This window comes from Anaerobacillus sp. CMMVII (assembly GCF_025377685.1).
In the GTDB taxonomy this organism is placed as follows: Bacteria; Bacillota; Bacilli; order Bacillales; family Anaerobacillaceae; genus Anaerobacillus.
The window spans coordinates 702,696-724,367 of sequence record NZ_JACEHK010000001.1; the positions used below are offsets into that span (position 1 = coordinate 702,696).

General features: G+C 37.7%; 18 protein-coding genes and 2 pseudogenes. 14 read left to right on the forward strand and 6 right to left on the reverse strand.

The features are described from left to right. Window positions 1–40 precede the first annotated feature (40 nt). Window positions 41–265, reverse strand: coding sequence for a hypothetical protein (locus H1D32_RS03840; protein ID WP_261176828.1), 225 nt, complete (start codon window positions 263–265; stop codon window positions 41–43). A 113-nt stretch (window positions 266–378) separates the two neighbouring features. On the opposite strand from H1D32_RS03840, the gene fabL reads away from it, so the two are divergent. From fabL to H1D32_RS03870, 6 genes are all read left to right on the forward strand, one after another. Continuing rightward, window positions 379–1,128, forward strand: a complete 750-nt coding sequence (fabL, locus tag H1D32_RS03845) for an enoyl-[acyl-carrier-protein] reductase FabL (protein WP_261176829.1) — start codon at window positions 379–381, stop codon at window positions 1,126–1,128. A gap of 87 nt (window positions 1,129–1,215) precedes the next feature. Beyond that, a complete protein-coding gene (locus H1D32_RS03850) occupies window positions 1,216–1,380 on the forward strand; it encodes a gamma-type small acid-soluble spore protein (protein WP_261176830.1) in 165 nt (54 codons plus the stop codon). 168 nt (window positions 1,381–1,548) lie between these two features. Next, window positions 1,549–1,866: a hypothetical protein gene (locus H1D32_RS03855; protein WP_261176831.1), complete on the forward strand. Its 318-nt coding sequence runs from the start codon at window positions 1,549–1,551 to the stop codon at window positions 1,864–1,866. A gap of 240 nt (window positions 1,867–2,106) precedes the next feature. After that, entirely contained in the window at window positions 2,107–2,550 is a 444-nt protein-coding gene (locus H1D32_RS03860; protein WP_261176832.1) for a DUF3939 domain-containing protein, read from the forward strand. Window positions 2,551–2,568: 18 nt separating this feature from the next. Next, window positions 2,569–3,099, forward strand: a complete 531-nt coding sequence (gene ntdP / locus H1D32_RS03865; RefSeq protein WP_261176834.1) for a nucleoside tri-diphosphate phosphatase — start codon at window positions 2,569–2,571, stop codon at window positions 3,097–3,099. A 146-nt stretch (window positions 3,100–3,245) separates the two neighbouring features. Continuing rightward, the gene (locus tag H1D32_RS03870) at window positions 3,246–4,985 is read left to right on the forward strand and encodes an ABC transporter ATP-binding protein (RefSeq protein WP_261176835.1); all 1,740 of its coding nucleotides are present in this window, start codon (window positions 3,246–3,248) and stop codon (window positions 4,983–4,985) included. 297 nt (window positions 4,986–5,282) lie between these two features. Here the strand turns inward: H1D32_RS03870 and H1D32_RS03875 are convergent, their stop codons facing one another. The 4 genes and pseudogenes from H1D32_RS03875 to H1D32_RS03890 all read right to left on the reverse strand — a co-directional run bounded on the left by H1D32_RS03875 (window position 5,283) and on the right by H1D32_RS03890 (window position 14,360). Next, window positions 5,283–6,362 carry an FUSC family protein gene (locus tag H1D32_RS03875; protein WP_261176836.1) on the reverse strand — a complete coding sequence of 360 codons (1,080 nt, stop codon included), beginning with the start codon at window positions 6,360–6,362 and terminating at the stop codon, window positions 5,283–5,285. Window positions 6,363–7,109: 747 nt separating this feature from the next. Next, a pseudogene (locus H1D32_RS03880) lies at window positions 7,110–11,572 on the reverse strand (glutamate synthase-related protein). A gap of 378 nt (window positions 11,573–11,950) precedes the next feature. Beyond that, window positions 11,951–13,245 (reverse strand): annotated as a pseudogene (locus H1D32_RS03885) (glutamate-1-semialdehyde 2,1-aminomutase). Window positions 13,246–13,406: 161 nt separating this feature from the next. Continuing rightward, entirely contained in the window at window positions 13,407–14,360 is a 954-nt protein-coding gene (locus tag H1D32_RS03890) for an LCP family protein (RefSeq protein ID WP_261176837.1), read from the reverse strand. 117 nt (window positions 14,361–14,477) lie between these two features. Here H1D32_RS03890 and H1D32_RS03895 point away from each other — a divergent pair, with 117 nt between their 5' ends. From H1D32_RS03895 to perR, 7 genes are all read left to right on the forward strand, one after another. Beyond that, window positions 14,478–15,470, forward strand: coding sequence for an ABC transporter ATP-binding protein (locus H1D32_RS03895; protein WP_261176838.1), 993 nt, complete (start codon window positions 14,478–14,480; stop codon window positions 15,468–15,470). Then, complete coding sequence (locus tag H1D32_RS03900) at window positions 15,467–16,258, forward strand: ABC transporter permease (RefSeq protein WP_261176839.1); 792 nt, start codon at window positions 15,467–15,469, stop codon at window positions 16,256–16,258. The genes H1D32_RS03895 and H1D32_RS03900 overlap by 4 nt, the downstream gene beginning before the upstream one ends. 2 nt (window positions 16,259–16,260) lie before the next feature. Continuing rightward, window positions 16,261–17,046: an ABC transporter permease gene (locus H1D32_RS03905; protein WP_261176841.1), complete on the forward strand. Its 786-nt coding sequence runs from the start codon at window positions 16,261–16,263 to the stop codon at window positions 17,044–17,046. A gap of 58 nt (window positions 17,047–17,104) precedes the next feature. Further along, on the forward strand, window positions 17,105–17,536 hold the full coding sequence (locus H1D32_RS03910) for a potassium channel family protein (protein ID WP_261176842.1): 432 nt from the start codon (window positions 17,105–17,107) through the stop codon (window positions 17,534–17,536). A 120-nt stretch (window positions 17,537–17,656) separates the two neighbouring features. Beyond that, a complete protein-coding gene (gene bcp / locus H1D32_RS03915) occupies window positions 17,657–18,124 on the forward strand; it encodes a thioredoxin-dependent thiol peroxidase (protein WP_261176843.1) in 468 nt (155 codons plus the stop codon). A 373-nt stretch (window positions 18,125–18,497) separates the two neighbouring features. Beyond that, the gene (locus H1D32_RS03920) at window positions 18,498–19,343 is read left to right on the forward strand and encodes a D-2-hydroxyacid dehydrogenase (protein ID WP_314733334.1); all 846 of its coding nucleotides are present in this window, start codon (window positions 18,498–18,500) and stop codon (window positions 19,341–19,343) included. 132 nt (window positions 19,344–19,475) lie between these two features. Further along, window positions 19,476–19,910, forward strand: coding sequence for a peroxide-responsive transcriptional repressor PerR (gene perR / locus H1D32_RS03925; RefSeq protein WP_261176844.1), 435 nt, complete (start codon window positions 19,476–19,478; stop codon window positions 19,908–19,910). A gap of 198 nt (window positions 19,911–20,108) precedes the next feature. Here perR and H1D32_RS03930 read toward each other — a convergent pair whose 3' ends face one another. Beyond that, complete coding sequence (locus H1D32_RS03930; RefSeq protein ID WP_261176845.1) at window positions 20,109–20,456, reverse strand: YgzB family protein; 348 nt, start codon at window positions 20,454–20,456, stop codon at window positions 20,109–20,111. A gap of 204 nt (window positions 20,457–20,660) precedes the next feature. Here H1D32_RS03930 and H1D32_RS03935 point away from each other — a divergent pair, with 204 nt between their 5' ends. Next, the gene (locus tag H1D32_RS03935; protein ID WP_261176846.1) at window positions 20,661–21,524 is read left to right on the forward strand and encodes a nucleotidyltransferase-like protein; all 864 of its coding nucleotides are present in this window, start codon (window positions 20,661–20,663) and stop codon (window positions 21,522–21,524) included. Window positions 21,525–21,672: the final 148 nt, after the last annotated feature.

The window sequence follows — 21,672 nt, forward strand, 5'->3', positions numbered from 1 at the left end:
AGTGATTGACCGAACGTTTGTCACGTTCGGTACCCCGACCTTACTCGTAATGAACTCTCGAACCATGCTCGTAGCTTGCTTCCTCATGGTTCATTCCGCCTCTAGACATAATTTCTTTCACAATCTCTCTGTGGATTGTAACTCCTTCTGAATTGAGATAAGGGGTTACTTGCTGGAGATTGTGGTGAAAATAAGCTAATTCTTGGCTTGTCCAGTCTTGCTTTGACATCATTGATAATTCAGTCATATCTCGGCCAACATACATGAGAGTGCCCTCCTAAGGTAAAGATGAGTTTAATCATCCCTGTTAGTCTTTGTAGTCTCATTGCGAAGTATTCGGTATAATGTTTACAATACATATTTTGTAGGAGGATTAGAATGGAAAGAAAAGTTGCTTTAGTTACGGGGAGTAGTCGAGGAATTGGCAAGGAAATAGCGCTTCGGTTAGCGGGGAAAGGCTATGATTTAGTTATTAATTATGCAAGAAATAAAAATGCAGCAATGGAAACCGCTAAAGAGCTAGAGGCATTAGGAAGTAAGGTATTAGTTGTTAAGGCTAATGTCGGTAAAAAGGAAAAAATACAGGAATTGTTTGCTCAAATTGATGAGCAATTCGGGCGATTAGATGTATTTGTTAATAATGCGGCATCAGGGGTTTTAAAACCACTAATGGAATTAGAGGAAACTCATTGGGATTGGACCATGGATATTAATAGTAAGGCTCTCTTATTTTGTGCCCAAGAAGCAGCCAAGCGCATGGAAAAAACAGGTGGAGGGAAAATTGTCTCTTTAAGCTCATTAGGTTCTATTCGTTATATTGAAAATTACACGCTTGTTGGTGTGTCAAAAGCGGCTCTAGAAGCATTGACTCGCTATTTAGCGGTTGACTTGGCTCCTAAGAATATTGTAGTCAATGCAGTTTCAGGTGGTGCTGTTGATACAGATGCCCTTAGCCATTTTCCAAATCGTGAAGAAATTTTAGAAAGTGCTGCAAAGCGGAATCCAGCTGGGAGAATTGTTACACCAGATGACTTAACAAACGCAGTGATGTTCTTATTATCTGAGGATGCTTCAATGATTTGTGGTCAAACCATTATTGTCGATGGTGGGATCTCTTTGTTAGTTTAACAGTAGATTTTATCCAACAAATATAAAAATTTTGTTCGGATAAAAACACCTCCCGTGGAGATATTAATTCTTGTGGAGGTGATACAAATGAAACAACAAAACCAAGCATCTAAAACAAATGCACAAAAGGTAAGACAACAAAACCAAGCATCTGCTCAAGGTTTTAATCAAGAATTTGCTAGCGAAACTGACGCTCAGGAAGTTCGTCAACAAAACCAAGCATCTGCTCAAAAGAAAAACCAACAACAATAATATAACGAAGAAGCACTCCTTTATTCGAAGGAGTGTTTTTTCGTTATATTAACGTATCTGTCTTCCATTAATCTACAAAAGTTCCTATCCTACAACAATACTAGTCAAAGGAAGTCTCCTTCAGGAAACGAACTTGTATATAACAGTATATATAAAGGGGGGAGCGCCTTGGAAAGCAATGATTTTGACAAGCTTGTCCAAATCCAAGCGGAATTAGTCGATCAGATTCTGACTGTTGAAAATGAGATTACCCAATATCAACGACTAGAAAGAGATATGATTACCAAAAGAGAGAGGGAGCTTTATAAAAGTATGTTAGGTTGTAAGGATGAGCAGGTAGAGACTGAATTCGCCATCCATTATATTCAAGTAAAGTTACAACAAAAAAAATCGTTACATGATCATCTAACGAAAGCTTTTCAACATCGCTCCCAAGAATTTATCAATTTAGACAGCAGCCCCTTACTTCAAGGAGTTAACGAGTAAGTGGGGCGGAGGTCACTTAAATCATCCTTTGATAATCAGAAGAATCACTCAAGTTTTTGCGGAAATTGACCGATTTTACCCGAAAATTATGATATTTTTTGCAACCATCCTAAAAAAGGGTGGTTGTTTCGTTTCAAATTAGCTTTTAAAGCTGTATAATAAAAGTGATAGTAAAAACAGTTGCTTAGTAAGGAAGTATAGGACAGTTTTCTAATATTCAACGAAGGGAGGAGATCATCGATGTTTTTTAACAAAAAGCCTAAAAAAGAGAAAGAGGAGGTAAAGATCATTCAAGTAACTATTGAACAGGTGAGACAAGCAGTTAATGAATATGCGGACGGACTAGCTAAAGGTATCTCGCTTCGTTCTATTGTATTAGATGATCACTCCATTGATTTTGATCAACTGAAAGGAATTTTGAAGGGATTACCTGATCGGCCTTTTTATATGTCAAAAGAAACCTTTGAAATATTTGAAACAGCTGAACTTCCTGAGCAGATTGACAATGTTCAAAAAGCGGTAGATCAATATATTCAAGAAAATGGTGAAGAGCCAATTATACCGGGAAATCCTTATAGGAGAATTAGCTATTATTTAATAGGGCATTATTTGTCTATTGAACCAACAGTGGAGTTGTACCTTGATAGGAACGATAAGATGGTTACTCACCGACGCCCAGAATAATCATGAAAGGAGCAGGGTATGAGTTTCCCAAAGACAGGAAGCAGCATTCAAGTACAAAGCTATAAGCATAACGGTACGATACATCGAATTTGGGAAGAGACCATTGTGTTAAAAGGAACATCAAACGTTGTAATTGGTGGGAATGATCGCATCCTAGTTAAGGAAGCCGATGGCAGACATTGGCGAACGCGAGAACCAGCAATATGTTATTTTGATTCTGAAAAGTGGTTTAATACAATTGGGATGATTCGTTCAGATGGTATCTATTATTATTGTAACCTTGGGACACCTTTTACATGGGATAAGGAAGCGTTAAAATATATCGATTATGACTTAGATATAAAGGTGTTTCCAGATATGACATATGTTATTTTAGATGAAGATGAATATGAAGAGCACAGTAAGTTGATGAAATATCCACCTGAGTTAGACGATATTATTAAGGCGAGCATGACAGAGTTAATCAGTTGGATTACGCAGCGCAAGGGACCTTTTGATCCTCATTTTGTGGAAATGTGGTACGAAAGATTTCTACAGCATCGGGATTAAAGTGAAAATTTATAGAGTGTATTTACTTAACCTCGACTATCTATGTCGAGGTTAAGTAAATTAAGGACAGACTTTGGGATTTACGTATTGACTTGAACCATCAACTTAATACGTAAATTCCAAATTATCTTGGGAGATGATCATTTTTGGGGAGTATTAAACGGTATTTACGTTTTGTTAGACCATATACAAAAGAAATCGTTGGGACAGTTTTAATCGGGATGGTTAAATTCGGGATCCCACTATTCATGCCCTTAATTCTAAAGTATGTTATTGACGATATTATAGAGGGAAGCCAAGTAACGAACGCTGAAAAAATTTCAGAGTTAGTTTGGCTTATGGGAATTGTCCTGCTTGTTTTTCTTATTCTTCGACCTCCAGTTGAGTATTATCGCCAATACTTTGCACAGTGGACAAGTAGTAAAATTTTATACGACATTCGTGATCAGTTATTTACACATATTCAAAAATTAAGCCTTAAATTTTATTCGAATCGGAAATCCGGGGAAATTATCTCAAGAGTCATCCATGATGTTGAACAAACGAAAAACTTTATTATCACTGGTTTAATGAACGTTTGGTTGGATATGTTTACGATCGTTATTGCAATTACGATTATGTTTACGATGAATGCGGAGTTAACAATTGTTGCAATTCTTTTACTGCCCCTTTATGGTTTTTCAATCAAATATTTTTATAGCCGTTTACGATCCCTAACAAAGGTAAGATCCCAATCATTAGCAGAGGTACAAGGTCATCTGCACGAGAGATTACAAGGAATGACAGTCATTCGTAGTTTTGCGTTAGAGGACTATGAACAAAATCAGTTTGATAAACGAAACTCGAATTTTCTAGCAAAAGCAATTGATCATACAAAATGGAATGCGAAAACATTTGCAGTTGTGAATACAATTACCGATATTGCTCCTATATTAGTGATTGGATATGCTGGCTTTCTTGTCATTAACGGCGATTTAACAAAAGGATCAATGGTCGCATTCGTCATGTATATGGAAAGACTTTATAATCCTTTAAGACGTTTGGTCAATTCGTCAACAACATTGACACAGGCAGTTGCATCGATGGACCGTGTCTTTGAATTTATGGATGAAAAATATGATATTGTTGACTCTAAAGATGCGAAAGAACTAAAGAACGTGAAAGGTAATATTACCTTTGATAATGTGAGCTTTGCCTATGATGAAGATAAACAACCTGTATTAAATAAGATTAACTTATCAATACGCCAAGGAGAAACGATTGCTTTTGTAGGCATGAGTGGAGGCGGTAAAAGTACATTAGTTAGTTTACTGCCGAGATTTTATGATGTTACCGATGGAAGAATTCTACTTGATGGAGAAGATATTAGGAAGTTTAAAGTACGTTCATTGAGAGACCAAATTGGAATGGTTTTACAAGATAACATTATCTTTAGTGACTCAATCAAGTTTAATATACTAATGGGAAACCCTAATGCATCTGATGAAGAAGTGATTGCTGCTGCAAGAGCCGCTGACGCTCATGATTTTATCATGGGGTTACCAGAAGGATATGACACGGAGATTGGTGAGAGAGGTGTAAAGCTTTCAGGTGGTCAGAAGCAGCGTATAGCCATTGCTCGTGTTTTCTTAAAAAGTCCCAAGCTTTTAATTTTTGATGAGGCTACATCGTCTTTAGATACCGAAAGCGAACATTGGATTCAAGTAGCCCTAGAGCGCCTAGCAAAAAATCGAACAACATTTATCGTTGCCCACCGCCTATCTACAGTGACAAACGCTGACCGTATTGTTGTCTTAGAAAATGGTACAATCGTTGAAATCGGCACACATGAGGAACTTATCAATAAAAAGGGTTCTTACTGGAGGTTGTTTGAGGTACAGCAGTGATTAATTTAATGTAGAATGTGTGGGAAATTTAATTATTCACCAAAAATGAGGTCCTTATTGGGCCTCATTTTTGGTGAATAAGATCATCTTAAAATAAAGCTTAAATTTTCAGCGTGCCGGTTAGAAGAGGAAATGTAGTCTGAAGGGTAGGTTCCTTCTTCTAAGCCTAATCCGTTCCGAACGTGCCCTTCCAAAAAGTCAAGTTCCGCAAGCCCACCCCTCATTCCGGTACAACCACAATCCAAAATACACAAAACTCTGCACTAAAAAAGCTACGGCAAAATCCCGTAGCTTTTCTTATGCTTCTCTTTCCTTTATATTCACTTTGTTCTCTTTTTTATGGTACTTGAAAAAGCTATCAACCAATTTGTCCAAGTATTCCAATTGGTCGCTGTATTCAACAATTTGGGCAATGACAGGGAAGAGGTGAAGCCATTCATCAGAGTCAATTTCCTTCTTTTTATAGAAATGGACGAATAACTCTGTTAACTTCTGTTTTCCAAGACAAACTTCTTGAATACTTTCTTCAGTTGTATGGCCTTTTACTTTCCCTACATATTTCAATAGGATACGTTCATGATAATTTGTTAGGTAATCAAGACGTTCTTTAATTAGTTCCTGAAGTTCTTCAGGCATGTGATGCAATTCGTTTTCACGCCGATTCAATGATTTTAGGATCACTAATGCCTTATTAGAGGTTGCGAGCATTTGACGAAAGAGAACGACCTTTCTTGCCTTAGCGTATTGGCGCTTTTTAAAATAGTTTCGTTCTTCCTTGTATAGAAGGAACAAATTATTAATTTTCACCATTGATTCTTTTAGTCTAGATAAATCTTTCTTTAACATCTTTTGCTTTGCATCGTTTCGTGTTAATAGTCTAATCCATTTAATGATATTCTCTGTACTGTCATTTATTTTATGGTACAACTGAGTTTCATGCTTAGGTGGAATAAACAATAAATTAACGATAAACGCTGAAAATACACCAACCATAATTAGGAAAAAACGGGTAGATGCAAAAGCGATAAAATCATCTGTTGGGGTTTCCATGATGATAATAACTGTGACTACTGCTAATGGAATAATTGTTTCCATTTTTAATTGAATGTTGATAGCAATAACAATAATCACGACGACCCCGACGACAAAAGGATGGTGGCCAAAGGTTAAGACGAAAACGATTGCTAAAATGGCACTAATAATATTGGCTTGAATTTGTTCTAAAATTGTTTGAAAGCTCTTTTGAATAGATGGCTGGATGGCAAATGTCGCTGCTAAGGCTGCGAACATTGGCGGTTGTAAACCCAACGCAAGTGCTACATAAAGAGAGAGGGTAATGGATAATCCGGTTTTAAAAATCCGGGCTCCAAGCTTCATAACGTCAATAATTCCTTTCGTAGATGAATTTCTATTAGTTAGATAGAGGCTAATTCAATGAATATGACAAGCTTATTTCTTTTATACTTATAATTTGACCTGAATTTGACTCATTGAAACGTAATATACCCTTTTTTATAGAAACAATCAAGATACAAAAAACCTGAAAGTGTAATTGGTTTCGCTTTCATTCGCTAAGTTCACTATTTTTTTAAGAATAGCAGTTTTCGCAAAGTTTGTTGCTTTCGTAAAAATCCCAAAAGCCGGATTTTTACACCAAATACTAAGGTTTCACTACTTATTTAGTGAGTAGTGCTCTTTTCTTACTAAATTTATAAGGTGATATTTCCAGCTAAGCGATTTTTCCAATTATTTTAGGTTAAAAAGCAACAAGTTTTTTTGTGCGACGAGTAACCGCAGGAGCAATGTTTTAGAAAAGAGCCTTAAGAATTGAAAAAAATCAGGTAATCCACTGAGGAAAACCTGATCTATGTTCATAGATAAGAAAAAAAGTATATGCGTTTTTAGTAGTTGATGTCTAGCTCCAGCGCCCAGCCCCTCGAGGTCAAATAACCTTCGAGAATAAAAGTGAAAGTGCACACTTTTTTCTCGAAGAACATTTGCTTGTCGCTGCTCCTGCGGTTACTCGTCGCAAACAAACCATCTGCTCCTGCGGTTACTCGTCGCAAAGCAGAGAGGTAACCCGAGGAAGTTCCTTGGCTACCCAGGGCGATTGCGCTTTGTTCTTTATTCAGTTGAAACTGAAGGATCTGCTTGTTCTTTGGTTGGAATTACTTGAAGGAAATGGTCTTCAGGATCGGCGAGAAGCATGGCGATTAGCTCGGCTTCCTCTGTTTGCCCATTTTCTTTAAGGACATCTCTGTACTGGGTTAAAAGCTCTGTTAAATCATCAATGCCTTTATTTGATAGTTGTTGAATTGATACATTTGCTCCCTTAGCAATTCGTTTTTGCAAGGTAGTTTTTGTTAAGCCTACTTCTGGTTGGTGACGTAGGTAGACAACTCCACCAGTCATCCCTGCACAAATCCAAGGTCCTGGATCACCTAGAACAACCCCACGGCCATTTGTCATATATTCAAAAGCAAAGCCTTTGATGTTCGCGTGTGTACCCATGTTCGCAAAGTAATCAGTTCGTAGCGGTTTCATCACGCGACCACCGATGATAAGATCTGCACCTGAGAGTCGAATGCCTGCTCGGGCATCTGCATTTCCTTGAATGATGAAGAGACCTTTTTGAGCACCATAAGCAGCTCCTTTACCGACTGAACCGTTATAATACCTGCCATCAGAACCTTCTGATTTTAAGATCGCAAACGATCCACCAAAGCTTGTTTTTCCTACGCCATCTTGGGCGCCACCGTGGACATTAATGGCAACTCCAGTACTATTGTAGGCACCAAGTCCATTTCCAGGGATGGAGCCGTCCCTAAAGTTTAGTGTTACTTCTGGCAGATTTTTATAGGAGCCATCAAGCTTTCCGCGAACGCGGTGACACGAAACCCGACTTCCAAGTACACGTTGTTCTGCTGTCACTCTAGTAAACTCTCTAGAGTGTAAAAGTTCTTCGACATTGTTATCTAAGTACTCAGCTCCTACAGCAACCGCTAAACGTCCTTCTTCAATTTGCTTTTGAGCCTCATATTGAGAAATGTCAGTAACAGCTAGCGTTTCTAACATGCTAGATAAATTCATAAGTTCTTTGCCGCGAGTTTGTTCAAGTAAATCGGAACGTCCAACAAGATCTTGAGTTCTTTTCGCTCCAAGGGCAGCTGTTAGAACTTGCAATTCCTTACCAAAGGCAGTAAATAAGTTGGTTAAGCCTTGCACGGCTAGATCAAATTGACGTGGGACGAAACGACGTAGTCCATGCTCTTTGGCCTGTGCCTCAGTCTCAATTTGCGTAGCAATACCAACATGACAAGTGTCTAGATGACAACCGCGGCAAGTTGTACAACCAACAGCAATCATCGCAAGTGTACCAAAACCAACGCGGTTTGCTCCTAATAAGATAACCTTCATAACGTCAAGCGCACTGCGCATGCCGCCGTCAGCCCATAGTTCAACAGAATTTCGTAACCCAGCCTCAATCAGAGCGTTGTGAGCAGCTTTGACACCAATTTCAATTGGTAAGCCAACGTGTTGAAGAGCATGAACACGAGCAGCCCCCGTTCCACCATCAAAACCACTTAATGTAATGTAATCAGCTCCGGCTTTCGCAATCCCGACGGCAATCGTTCCGATGTTTGGAACAATTGGTACTTTTACAGCAACCTTAGCCTGATCATTGGCCGTTTTGAATTCAGTAATAATTTGTGCTAAATCTTCAATTGAATAGATATCATGATTGTTCGATGGCGAGATTAAATCTGAACCAGTTGTCGCATTACGAGCAGCAGCTACTTTAGCGGTTACTTTTGAGCCTGGTAAGTGTCCACCTTCACCTGGTTTCGCCCCTTGACCAATCTTCAATTCTATTAAATTAGTAGAATTTAATAGTTCTACATTCACCCCAAAACGACCGGAGGCAACTTGTTGACCTCTTGTGTTCGGGTATTTTCCTAACATATCTTTAATTTCTCCACCTTCACCATTAAACGAAATCATATTTAAGCGTTCAGCCGCTTCAGCATAGGCTCTAAAAGCAATTTCATTTTGTGAACCAAAGGACATTGATGAAATCATAAACGGAAGACTATGTGTTTTAACGCCAATATCGACTTCTTCAGGGTTCAATGGTTTTTCAGAACGGATTAAGTCTGTTAAGTGGCGAATTGAAATTGGATTTTTTAACTCTTGTTCTTCTAATTTATTTTTATAGTCTTCGTATGAAGCAGCCCCACTTGAAAGATCACCGATCGACTTCCAAATCCGTGGGAAAAAGTGAAATAGTTTCCCTGGTTTCGCGTTTTCTTTATTAAAATCATCAAAGCGAGCCAGACTATCAGCCTTCATTGCCTCAAAGTTATAAGTTACTTCAGTTGAACCTAGGAAATTGACGATGTTTAAGACATCAGAGACTTCCTTATTTAAACCAATTGCCGAAAATAAACGACCATAGCCACGAAGTTCATGGATCCCAAGAGTAGAGATAACCTTTTCTAGACCTTTATTTAAAGCTGTAAAGAGCTTAACAGCTGATGCATCACTTTGTTCTACGACTGTCGCAAACATCAGGTAAGGGTTCACAACATCTGCGCCTAACCCAAACAATACAGCGATATCGTGGAGAGATCGAATGCTCCCGGAGCGAACGACAAGTGAACAGCAACGACGCAATTGTTGCTCTGTTAAACCTTGATCTATGGCTGAGACTGCTAAGTGAGGGTCTAACCATAATTGGTCACCATTATGAGCTTTTTCATCATCAAGTACTAGGAGGGCAGCTCCATTTTCAATTGCAGAGGTAGCCTCATTGACAAGGCGAGCTAGTGCATCATGGATTGTCTCCTCTTTTGAGAAAGAAAGGGCTAGGTAATAGGTTTGCCCTTGTTCTTAAAGGCCTCGAGAACTTGTTCATAAGAAGGGTGTTGCTCTTCAGTTGCTAATAATTCACCAGGTGAACCTTCAACGAGTAGTGGCGAAGCAAGTTCAACGACATGAAAATCAGTATTATGAAAAGGTGATGGACGCTTTCCAACAACCACTCTCGTTGAGAAATGTTCCATTTCACGATCACGGTCAATTGCTGGGTTCGTTACAACTGCAACACTTTCTTTAATAAAGTCGGCTAGATTTTTTCGACCTTGATCAAGGGCAGCTAACGGAGCATCATGCCCTAATGAGCGAATTGGCTCTACACCTTTTTCGGCCATTTGCTCAACCATTTGAATATGTTCGCGATCCCATCCAAAAGCAGCGTAATAATTGTTTGATACTTTCACTTTCATTTTGTGTGGGGTCTTAACTTTTTCTACGGTTGTTGTCAGACGGGTACGACTTCCCGCAACATTTAAACGTTTCTTCATGCGCTCATAAACTTCTTCTTGGACTTCGTCATGATAGAAGACCTGAATAGTATCGTCCGCTTTCCATTTCAAGCCTACTTTTTCACCAGGAGCAAGAGGTTTTGGTTCTGAAACAAACTCGCTTGACGAAAGGATTCCTTGTTCAGATGAAAAATAATAAGAACTTTCATTCTCAATCATCCAAAGAGGACGTAAGCCTAATGAGTCAAGGGAGAATGCTGCTTCATCACCGAAGCGAGAGATGATCCCAGCAGGACCTTGAGCGAAATGCCCCCAAGCTTCACGAATGTAACTATATAAATCTTGTAAATGTTCAGGAAACGCTTTAATTTCATTAATAATTGGTGGAAACATAATTTCAAGAGCTTCAAATAAAGAGTAGTTTTGCTTAGAAATGAAAAAATCAAGGGTACGACTTAAATCTTGTGAGTCACTTGCGCCATCGACAAGAGGAACACCAAGCATTGCTGCTTCATCACGAAGCCTTGCAATCGTATTTATTTCACCATTATGGCCAATGACACTAAAGGGTTGAACACGGAAAAAGTTAGATAAAGTATTGGTTGAGTAGCGGTTATGACCTAAAGTCATTGTCGAAGCTACTAAAGGATTAGCTAAATCTTGATAAAATTTAGGAAGGATATCTCCAGCACCTAGTACTTTATATACGGCATGGTACTGACTAAGGGATGCGACATGAACATTTACGTTTTTCTCAATCTCAATAACCAAATCAAATAGATTACTAGAAAGATTTGCAATCGGCTCCGTGGGAATTAGTGCGACCTGCCAAAAGCACGGCTCTTCACGACGTCCCATAGGACCTAATGCATCTGAGTTTGTCACCTGGTCGGATTCATAGAGGATCTCAAAGTTAGCTTCTGAAAAATGACCTTGAATCGTTTCTTTTGCTTTTTCAACGTCTATATCCTTTTTAATAAAGAAATGACCAACAACGAAACTCGAGTTATCAACTAGTTCCGCCTTATCTTGGAGTTTCTCTTTCCAAAGGGCACGCGGAATATCAATGTGGATCCCCACACCATCACCTTCATCATTAATAAACCCAGCACGGTGGTTCATTTTTACCAGGGCATCAATACAGTCATCGATATTCTTTTTCGTCGGGATACGTTTCTTTTCAATGGCGGAAACAATTCCACAGCTATCATGTTCTTCGTTTTTAAAACCTGTAAAGTTTTCAGGACTCCATTTCATTTTCATCTCTTTGGTCAGAACTACTGACCTTCACCTCCCAGTAAAAAATATACATCCTTGCTGTTTCTAAGTTAATGAATAACATAATTCATTATTTTCATTTGCAACTACGATAAAATTCACTAAATCGTAGATAAAATTGGTAATCAATGCTTTTTCGGCATTAATTTCATCACAATTGATCGAAAAAACGTCATAATTATAAAACAAGTATACAACGAGTTATCGAATAAATCAAATAATTCATTCATCTTATTGGATATAGTATTCAACGATTTGATGTAAAATCATGTCAGAAGAACGCAATAAATGCAAGCGTTTTCAATTGTTTACTAAAACAACCCCGAAGAATATTAATTCTTCAGGGTTGGTATTTTTGTATAATTATTCACTTTTTAAAGCTTTAAATGCATTTTCTACAGCCTTTAATGTATAGGTAATATCTTCTTCCGTATGTTCTGTAGTTAAGAACCATGCTTCGTATTTTGAAGGAGCGAGATTTATCCCTTCATTAATGATGTGTTTGAAGAACTTCGCAAACATTTTCCCATCGGTTTGTTCGGCCATTTCATAATTAGTAATTTTCTCCGTAGTAAAATAGATCGTTAAGGCACCCTTTAAGCGATTAATCGTAATAGGAACTTGATATGTTTTAGCTAGTGCGGCAATTCCGACTTCTAATTTTCACCTAACTGATCTAATTTCTCATAAACCCCAGGCTTTTGCAGAACTTCAAGACATGCAATTCCTGCGCTAATTGACGCTGGGTTACCAGCCATTGTTCCTGCTTGGTAAGCAGGCCCTAAAGGTGCTACTTGTTCCATAATTTCTTTTTTTCCACCGTAAGCTCCAATTGGTAGGCCACCACCAATGATCTTTCCGAGTGCGGTGATGTCTGGCTCAACTCCTAATAAGTTTTGAGCTCCACCGTACATGAAACGAAACGCAGTGATCACTTCATCATAAATGACAAGAGCTCCAGCTTTATGGGTAAGTTCATTTACCTGCTCTAAAAAGCCTGGATGTGGTTCAACGATTCCGAAGTTACCGACAATTGGTTCAACTAAGACGGCGGCGATTTCATTGCCCCACTTTTGAAGTGCTTGGTCATAGGCTTCAATGTCGTTAAAAGGCACCGTAATGACTTCCTTAGCAATACTTTTGGGAACACCAGCAGAATCTGGGGTTCCAAGAGTTGAAGGTCCTGAACCAGCGGCTACTAATACGAGGTCAGAATGGCCATGGTAACAGCCAGCAAATTTGATAATCTTATCACGACCAGTATAAGCTCGGGCAACTCGGATGGTTGTCATGACAGCTTCAGTTCCTGAATTTACAAAGCGTACCTTTTCCATAGAAGGTATTGCTTCTTTTAACATTTTTGCAAACGTAATCTCAAGACTAGTAGGAGTCCCGTATAAAACACCGTTTTCAGCAGCTGTGGTAATTGCCTCTGTAATATGTGGGTGAGCATGTCCAGTAATAATTGGCCCATAAGCAGCTAAATAGTCAATATACTTATTGCCATCCACGTCCCAAAAGTAAGCACCTTTCGCTTTTTCCATAAAAATTGGCGTACCGCCGCCAATTCCTTTATACGAACGAGAGGGACTATTTACACCCCCAACAATATGTAATTGCGCTTCCTTATATAATAGATCCGATTGTGTCCGTTCCATTTCAAATATCCTCCCTAACTTTACAAAAGATAAGTGTATTGTAGCACTTTTGAGTGTAGAGTGTAGAGTTTAAAGTGTAGAGTTATTGAAAGAAAGTGCTTCGAAGCGCTCCCCTCACAAACTCTCGACTCTACACTCTACACTCTAAACTAGCTTCAAAGCTAATCTACCCCGCCAATCATAAACTCATGGATCAACTGCTTTTTCTCCTCTAATTCATGGTCTGGGATGATTTCGTACCAAAGGCCATCGAGGTGCTGGCCTTCACCGGTGATCGACAAAGTTTTAATGTTTTCAGAAGAAAAATCGGAGTAGTGTCGACCATACGTGATAATTTGTTGCAAAGACAAGGTTGTGTCAACGGTTTTAAATAGTGATCTAAGTAAGGAAAAAGACTCTTTAAAGGAGCGAGTCTTTAATAGTTCATTTGTTAATTTTGTTAATAGTTGTCGCTGGCGCTCGGTTCTTTTATAGTCGCTATCATGATTTCCGTCTAAACTTTTTCGAAAGCGTACATAGAAAAGAGCCTCTTTGCCTGATAGGGTCTGTAACCCTTCTTCAATCACAAATTCGTTATGGGCCATGCGGCGGTCTACATCTATTTCAATTCCACCAATTAAATCAATCATCTTCTCGAAATTTGCATAGTCGATAGAAGCAGTTTCATTGATTTCAAAGTTGAGCCAATTTGAAACGGTTTGTCTCGTTAACTCTGGTCCGCCTAATTGAAAGGAACGATTTAATTTGTGGCTACCGTGTCCCGGAATATCGATATAGGTGTCTCTAGGGATCGACATTAGCATCAATTCCTTCGTGGTCGGTTGAACTAAAGCAAGCATAATTGAATCGGAACGACCGTACGTTTCATCTTTTGCTCGATCGACGCCAAATAGAAGAATGGAAAGTGGCTTAGGTGTCTTTTTTATTGTAAAAGGCTTTGTTTCACTTCTAGTTGAAGTGTTAGTACCTTCTTTTTCGTATGCTTGAATTTTTTCAGTTGGTTCAAGATGTTTGGAGTCTTGTTTTGTGAAATCAACCGTATGAAGAGCCGAATAACCGGCCAAAAATCCAACAAATAAAATGGTAAAAATGATAACCTTTCTAATTGTGAACACCTCTCTGAAAGCATAATTAGTAGTTAGCTTTCCCACAATTAATCGTGTTACACTTGCTGGAAAAGATCGTTAGAGGTAAACTATATAGGCTGAAATTATGAGAGGGAATGATCAGAAATGAATGTAATCGAGGTTCAAAATTTACGAAAAGAATTTAAATCGTATTCTAGTCGCTCTGGTTTATCAGGGGCGTTTCGTGATTTACTAACGAGAAATTATAAAGTGCTTGCAGCGGTTGATGATATTTCCCTAACGATCAAGCAAGGTGAAATGGTCGGCTACATTGGTGAAAATGGCGCTGGAAAGTCTACAACGATTAAAATGTTAACGGGAATCCTTACGCCAACTGCTGGATCAGTTATTGTCAATGGAATGGACCCACATAGGCAGCGTGAAGAATTTGTGCGGACGATTGGGGTTGTATTTGGTCAACGTTCTCAGCTCTGGTGGGATATTGCTGTTCAAGAATCGTTTCGTTTATTAAAAAAAGTGTACCGTGTTTCTGATGAAGATTATAAAAATCACATGGGGCACGTAATCGAAACGTTAGATATCGGTCCATTGTTAGACAAGCCAGTTCGGAAGCTGTCATTAGGTCAACGGATGCGTTGTGAATTAGCTGCCGCTTTAATACATAATCCGCCATTGTTATTTTTGGATGAACCGACAATTGGATTAGACGTGTTAGTTAAGTTAAAAATCAGGAAATTTCTTAAGGAAATAAACGAAACATATAAAACGACGATTTTGCTGACGACTCATGATCTAACAGATATCGAGGCGCTTTGCGAACGAGTTGTGTTATTAGATGAAGGAAAAATTGTCTATGATGGAAGGCTTGATCAACTACAGGCGAATGCTGTAGAAGGGAAGCAAGTTGAATTTCAATTTTTGTCAGAGGTAGCGGACCTTCCTAGAGATATTCGTGTTCATTGGGAACAAAAAGATGCTACCACTTGGCTTGCTAAAGTTGATGGAAATGAAAGAGCTGTGTCAGAATTAATTAGTGCAGTCGTCCAAAGAAACTTAATAAAAAACGTAAGAATTAATGAAATTTCAACAGAAGAAATTATTCGAAAAATATATGAAGAAGGAATGGCTACTTCATGAGTCAATACTTTGAGATGATCCGCGTGCGCTTTTTAATGATGCTGGCGTATCGGACGAATTATTATAGTGGAATTTTAATCTATAGTATTAATATTGCAGCATATTATTTTTTATGGACGGCTATCTACGGTGGAAAAGAAGATATTCAAGGGTTGTCTGTCATTCAAATGACAACGTATATCGCCGTTGCCTGGATGGCGAGAGCGTTTTATTTTAATAATATTGATCGAGAAATCGCCAATGAAATTAAAGATGGGAAAGTTGCCATCGAAATGATTCGTCCCTATAACTACCTAGGCATGAAGACAATGCAAGGTCTTGGTGAAGGTGTATTCCGGTTGTTGTTTTTTTCGATACCGGGCATGGTGATTGTGATGTTTTTATTTCCGATCAGCTTTTCGGCGAATATCGCAACTTGGGGTTTCTTTTTTATCTCATTAGTATTTAGTTTTATCATCAATACACAGATAAACTTGCTAACTGGCATTATGACATTTTTCTTATTTAATAATTCAGGGTTAATTAGGGCGAAAAGAGTGGTTATTGATCTTTTTTCAGGATTATTGCTACCAATCTCTTTTTATCCTTTATGGGCCCAGTCAATTATGACGTACTTACCATTTCAAGCGATTAGTTATATCCCGAGTATGATTTTTACAGAGGGGTTTGTTGGAAGTGCCATTTATACGGCGGTTGCTTTACAAGCATTTTGGGCATTGATCTTGTTAATACCGATCCAATTATTATGGATATTGGCAAGAAAACAATTAATCGTACAGGGGGGCTAAGGATGTTTTATATTTCAATTTTCTTTCAGTACGCCTCGCAGTATTTGAAAACAAGGCTTGCCTACCGTGCAGATACGGTAGTAGAAATATTTTCAGATTTATTGTTTCAAGCGGTAAACCTGGTGTTTATCTTAGTAGTTTTTGGGCACACCACATTACTAAGTGGTTGGAGCCGTGAAGAAATTATTTTTATCTATGGTTTCTTCCTCGTGCCGTACGCGTTATTTTCTGCTTTCTTTAATATCTGGGATTTTAATGATCGTTATATTGTTAAAGGAGAGATGGATCGTGTTTTAACTCGTCCGATCCATAGTCTTTTTCAGATTATTATGGAACGGATGGAACTTGAATCGCTTTTTGGTGTAATTACTGGTTTAGCGATCATGTATTATGCTGGGATCAATTTAGGAATTACGTTAGCTTGGTATGATCTGTTTATTTTTATTGCGATGGTTATCGGTGGGGCTTTTATTTATGCGGGGATTTTCATCTCGCTTGCAAGCATCGGATTTTGGTCAGATAGTAGAACAGATATTATGCCGATGATGTACAATATCGGAAACTACGGACGCTATCCAGTGGATATCTATCATCGTGTAATTCGGTATATTTTAACATGGATTTTACCATTCGCCTTTGTAGGGGTTTATCCTGCAGCTTATTTCCTGAATAGGGAAGAGTGGTATTCGTATGCTTTTTTAACACCGGTCATGGGCGTCGTCTTCTTATCAATCGCCGTGATCCTCTGGAATACAGGTGTAAAAAAATATCGTGGCGCTGGTAACTAACCTTTGCATGTCCTAAAAAGAGCTACTTCTTCATACAATTTGGAGAGGTGGTTTTTTTATGGGTGATATACTACTTTTTCTAGTGATGATTGTCGCTGTAGTTGGGATTATCATGAGTGTGTTACTTTTATTAAAAAGTAGGCCAATTTTTCATGGGAAGCAACTTTCCATTCGTAACTTTTTTATCTTGTTGCTAGTTTATGTGACAGTTGCAGTAGGGTTTGGATGTATTTACATTTCGCTAGAATTACTGAATGTGAAAGTTTTGACTGAAGGGAATTATGAGGTTGGTGGTTCCTTTTTTCATCTCCTTGAGGATGCGATGTATTTTAGTTCGGTAACGATTTTATCGGTAGGGTATGGAGATATTACGCCTTTAGGAATCGGCCGCTGGATTGCTATGCTTGAGGCATTTTTTGGTTATTTGCTACCAACGGCTTTTGTAGTTTCTACTGTTTTTCATTTTAAGGAGAAAGTAAAGGCAAACTAGTTGTACAAATGGATAAGATTGGTTACCCTTAGTAAGTGTAGAGTTTAAAGTGTATAGTGTAGAGTTGCTACGGGCAACGCTTCGTAGCAATTCATTACTTAACTGATGGAGGGGTAATTGATGACGGTAGAGGTTGGGCAGTTGGCGCCAGATTTTTCATGTGAGGCAAGCAATGGTAAAGAGGTTAAGCTTTCTGATTTTCGAGGGAAGAACGTGGTCTTATATTTCTATCCGAAAGATATGACACCTGGGTGTACGACCCAAGCGTGTGATTTTCGTGATCAGCATAAAAACTTTGAAGAGGTGAACGCGGTTGTTTTGGGAGTTAGTCCGGATCCGTTAGACCGCCACGATAAGTTTATTGAAAAACACGGTCTTCCATTTTTGTTGCTGGCGGATATTGATCATCAGTTAGCTGAGGCGTACGACGTTTGGAAACTAAAGAAAAACTTCGGAAAAGAATATATGGGAATCGAGCGTTCAACGTTCATCATTGATGCTGAAGGAACGATTGTGAAAGAATGGCGTAAAGTGAAGGTTAAAGACCATGTTATCGAGGCGTTAGAGTTCATTAAAGAAAATCTTTAATAAGAGTGAATTTCATAATTACTTTAATCAAGCTATATCAAACTATATGTAGTTGCGAATGGTTTTACGCAACTACATATAGAACTTAATAGCCAAAATAATGAATTATGATATTCATTAAAATATTTTTTTTATCAAGACGTCTGTCTATACGCTTTCGATAATTAGGAATATAGATACATTATGAAAGATGTTTTACTACCTACTCAAACAATTTTTGCGAGAATGAACTTATTCTCGCCTTTTTTTTATCTAAGGGGGGATTATCCATGAAGATCGTTTCATCAGCAAAGCTAAAAACATTCATAAAGGAACGTTTAATCAGAAATTTTCCAGAACAAGAATTTTATTTTTTAAAGATATTCATGAATCGATGTCTGAGTTAGTAAATGCAGACGTTTTAATTACATATGGAGAAGATTTGAATGATGAAATAATAAATAAATCAACAAATTTAAAATGGATTATGGTCATTTCGGCTGGATTAGATCGTATGCCATTTCCATCAATCAAGGAAAAAGGGATTTTGGTGACGAATGCGAAAGGCATTCACAAAATTCCAATGGCTGAGTATACAATGGCAATGATCCTTCAAGTGGCAAGGCAAGCAAAACTACTAATTAAAAATGAAGAAAAGCATCTATGGGATCGAACAGTTTCAATGACTGAACTACATGGTAAAACTCTTGGTGTTCTCGGTGCGGGGGCGATAGGTACTCAAATAGCAAAGTATGCCCAAGTCTTTCAGATGAAAACGATCGGTTTAAACCGTAGTGGGAAAAGGGTTGAAATGTTTGATGAGATGGTGACAATGAAAACGATCAACGACCTATTAGAAAAAAGTGATTTTATTGTTTCAGTCTTACCAAGTACTCCTGAAACTGATGGATTACTAAATAAAGCGATATTTGATCAAATGAAGGAAAATGTGATTTTCATTAATATTGGTAGAGGTAAAAATGTAAATGAGCAAGATTTAATTGCGGCATTAAACTCTGGGAAAATTGCCCATGCGGTATTGGATGTCTTTGAGTACGAACCTCTACCAAAGGATCATCCGTTTTGGGATATGGAAAACGTTACGGTGACCCCACACTTATCTGGGATATCAGCTCAATATCAACCTAGAGCGATGGAGATTTTTGAAAAAAACCTAGAGTTGTTTCTAAAAGGTAGTAACGAATATATAAATCAAGTCGATCTAGAAAAAGGATATTAAATGGAAAAATACAGTTATATGGATTTTTCATTATGATGGTGTTGTTAACATTGACAGTAAATGTTAGTATATACTATACTATTTATAAACATTATAAAGTGAGAATCTATATTTAAGGAGAGGTGTTGTTATATGACCCATCGTCTGCAAGAAGCACTTGACTCTTTAAAAAGTACGAAAGTTCGTATGACACCTCAACGTCATGCCATATTAGAGTATTTGATTAATTCTTTTACTCACCCTACAGCGGATGAAATCTATAAAGCGCTGGAAGGGAAGTTCCCTAATATGAGTGTAGCTACTGTGTACAACAACTTACGTGTTTTTAAAGATGTTGGTCTAGTCAGAGAATTGACGTACGGTGATTCATCAAGTAGGTTCGACAGTGTTACAACTGATCACTATCATGTAATCTGTGAAAATTGTGAAAAAATTGTAGATTTTCATTATCCAGGGTTGGATGAAGTAGAAACATTAGCTGAACATGTGACGGGCTTTAAGGTTAGTAATCATCGCATGGAGATTTACGGTACTTGTACAGAATGTTCGAAAAAAGAACAACATTAATAAGAAAAGCGCAAGCGGCCTGTTAAACCCCGACTAGCAAATGTTCTTCCAACCAAAAGTGGCTTTTTCACTTTTGTTTGGAAGGTTATTTGACCTCGAGGGGTTGGGCGATTGCGCTAGACATCAAGTACAAAAACAGTTTACTTTCCTATATAAAAAAGAAGTGCCTCATTTAGTTGAGAGCACTTCTTTTTTATACTATTTTTCACGATTGTATTTTAAATTGAATTCTTTTCCTTCGAGGTTCTTATCAAGAGTAAGTGGTTCGTCACAGTACATGCAAGCATCAACTCGACCAAGCATTTTTGTTGATTTTCCACAACTAGGGCAAACAACTTGTACTGTTTTTGTGGATATCATGCCGACCCAAAAATAGATGATTGTACTAATGATGATAGAAAGGAACCCTAGGACCATAAAGATAGTCATTAATAAAGGAGAGGTTTGAAAGAAAATGCCTCCATACATAATGATAATCCCAATAAAGACAAGGGAAAGTGCAATCGTTCGAAATTTATTTATTTTGCTACTGTATTTAAATGCCACACCTATGACCTCCGATAAACATGTGTTTTATACATTTATAAAGTATAGCACAAACAATTGTGATACTGGAAATGATAAATAGTTGAGTTAATAGAAATCTTCAAATCACAATTTTACACGAATTTTATTTGTGTGGTTAGAGGGTTTGAGTTGAATTTTGTCGAACAATTAATTTGTAAGAAAGGTTGCTAAGGAGGAATATTTGTGGAGCAAATAATGAAAGTCTTAACAGAACGAGAACTAATAGATGAACATACACTAGGTATGTTAGTAGTCGATAAAGAGTTTCACAATGATAGTAACCTAGAGCTTGATATTTTGTTGATTAAAATTACAAGTCAGGTAGAAGTGCAGGAGAAGTTAATGCACTTTACAATAGGGAATAAATCAGTTGAGTTCCAAGTTGTTAATGAACCCCAAATCTCTCTAAGTTTAATAAATGGGCAAAACCGTCGTCTCGTAGATTGGATAATGAACGGCACAATTCTCGAGGAGTCGGATTGTTTTATAACCGAACTTAGAAGAAGCATTGAAGAATTTCCAATCTGTAATAGGAAATACAAAATTGCAGTTGAATTTTCTAAGCTAATAAATAGATACTCCCAAGGAAAGCAATTATTTAATAATGGTCATTATTTAGATGCATTTAATTCGATTCTTCACTCCCTGCATCATTTAGCTAGAATTTCAGTGATTGAACATGGAATTTATCCAGAAGTTACTGTATGGCAACAAGTAAAACAATTAGAACCGGAGATTTATAAACTATATGAAGAAATGGTTACCGGTGAGGAAAGTATAAAGAAAAGAATAGAATTGATTCTACTGGCCAATAATTTTGCGATCACATCAAAAACAAAATTAGGTGCTAGCCATTTAATAGAAGTAATGAAGGGGAAAAATGAAGCTTGGAGTATTGATGGTTTATTAAATCATCATGAATTAAAGGAATATGGCGCCGATTTAGTGGGTCTAATAGAATATTTAGTTCAAAAGGGAATTGTAGATATAGTTAAGGTAGAAACAGGTGTTGAAGATGTTTACTTGCGTTATTACTTTGTAAAATAACTTTTTAGTCGAAAGGGATTGACTTTGTTGATGAAAGTGATATAATAAATTTTGTCGCTAAAAACGACGTCGCCCTTTCAAAGTTCATATCTCGAAAAAACATTTTCCGCGTTATTGACTTTGAAATCGATAAATGTTATATTAATAA